Raw genomic sequence first — 1,762 nt, forward strand, 5'->3', positions numbered from 1 at the left:
TGTATCGATTATGTTCGGCTTACGTAAAACCCTCGGATCCCTATTCAAATCGAATCAGACTGACGAAGCCTGGTTTGATGCCCTAGAAGAATCTCTCATTTTGAGTGATGTAGGCCTACCTACGACCGAACAACTGATTAGCAAACTTCGCAAGGCTGCCAAATCAGAAAATGTCAGTAGTCCAGAAGATCTAAAGCAACTACTGATTCAAGAGGTGGCAAGTCTCTTAAAGCCTTTGGAGCCAAGCCCTAACCCTTTATTTGTTCATGAACAAAAGACCACTCCGGAAATATGGCTAGTAATTGGCGTCAATGGTGCTGGTAAGACCACCACCATCGGCAAACTCTGCAAACTCTTTCAGTCACAAGGCAAGTCCGTCTTACTGGCAGCAGGCGATACTTTCCGGGCGGCTGCACGCAATCAGCTCCTGGAATGGGGTGGGCGCAACCAAGTTGACGTCATCATGCAAGAAAGTGGTGATGCTGCAGCCGTAGCGCATGATGCGATTCATGCTGCAGTGTCTCGTAAGAGCGATATTTTGATTATTGATAGGCCCCTCACCAGACTTTGCTCGTTCTTGATGGCAATACTGGTCAAAATGGTTTAAGCCAAGTAAAGGCCTTTCATGCTGCTTTAGGCCTATCAGCCTTAATCGTGACAAAGTTAGATGGCACCGCTAAAGGTGGAGTGATCTGTGCGCTTGCTCACACCCTCAAAGATGGGTCAAAACCAGCGGTTTTAGCCCTAGGCAAAGGTGAGGGAATTAACGATTTAGCCCCTTTCACTGCCGCACAATATTCTTCTGAATTATTCAATTAAATCATAGACTTATAGAAGTAAAAAACCATTAGCACTCTCTTGACAAGAGTGCTAAAATAGAACTCTATTAATACCTAAAATATATAAAAAGAAAATGGTTCAAAAGAAAACATACAATCCGCAATTGCAGGCAAGGCAAACACTGCCGGCAGCGCAGACTGCCGCGGCTTCGCTTGCCTTTCCGATGCTGCCTTCCCTTGGGGTTGGCACACTCGACTCTTATATCTCGTACGTAAATCGCGTACCCATGCTCAGTGCCGCAGAGGAGCTTCACCTCGCGCTAGAATTTCGTCGTACTGAAAATGTAGACGCTGCAAAAACTTTGGTTCTCTCACACCTTCGCTTGGTGGTATCTGTTGCTCGTCAGTATTTAGGTTATGGCATTCCGCATGCCGACCTCATTCAAGAGGGCAATATTGGTTTAATGAAGGCTGTTAAGCGCTACGACCCAAACCAAGGCGCACGCTTAGTCTCTTACGCAATCCATTGGATTAAGGCAGAGATTCATGAGTACATTCTCAAGAATTGGCGTTTAGTGAAAGTAGCTACAACCAAAGCGCAACGTAAGTTGTTCTTTAATTTACGCAGCAATAAGCCCACTCTAGCTGCACTGACTCCAAGTGAAGTTGAGGCCTTGGCTAAGGCTCTGGACGTCAAAGGTTCTGACGTTAAAGAGATGGAAATGCGTCTGGCTGGTGGCGATGTTGCCTTAGAAGGTGATGACAGCGATGACGAATCAGCCTATGCACCAATTCAATGGTTGGCAGATAGCAATCAAGAGCCTACTGAGATGATGGCAGCGGCTGCAACGGATGCATTACATGGCCCTCAATTGGATCAAGCTCTCATGGCTTTAGATGAGCGTAGTCGCAACATTGTGCAATCCCGTTGGCTGGCAATGGATGCGGATGGTAATGGCACAAAGACATTGCATGATCTCGCC

The 1,762-nt window shown here is 46.6% G+C and carries 3 protein-coding genes; all 3 read left to right on the plus strand.

All coding sequences use genetic code 11. The features are described 5' to 3' along the window. A partial coding sequence (locus B7X71_RS17150; protein WP_293601629.1) for a signal recognition particle receptor subunit alpha occupies positions 1-607 on the plus strand: 607 nt, incomplete at its 5' end. Continuing rightward, the gene (locus tag B7X71_RS17155) at positions 568-819 is read left to right on the plus strand and encodes a hypothetical protein (protein ID WP_293601630.1); all 252 of its coding nucleotides are present in this window, start codon (positions 568-570) and stop codon (positions 817-819) included. The genes B7X71_RS17150 and B7X71_RS17155, both read left to right, overlap by 40 nt. 184 nt (positions 820-1,003) lie before the next feature. Further along, on the plus strand, positions 1,004-1,762 hold a 759-nt coding region (gene rpoH / locus B7X71_RS17160; protein ID WP_293601631.1), incomplete at its 3' end, for an RNA polymerase sigma factor RpoH.

It is taken from the genome of Polynucleobacter sp. 39-46-10, assembly GCF_002282275.1.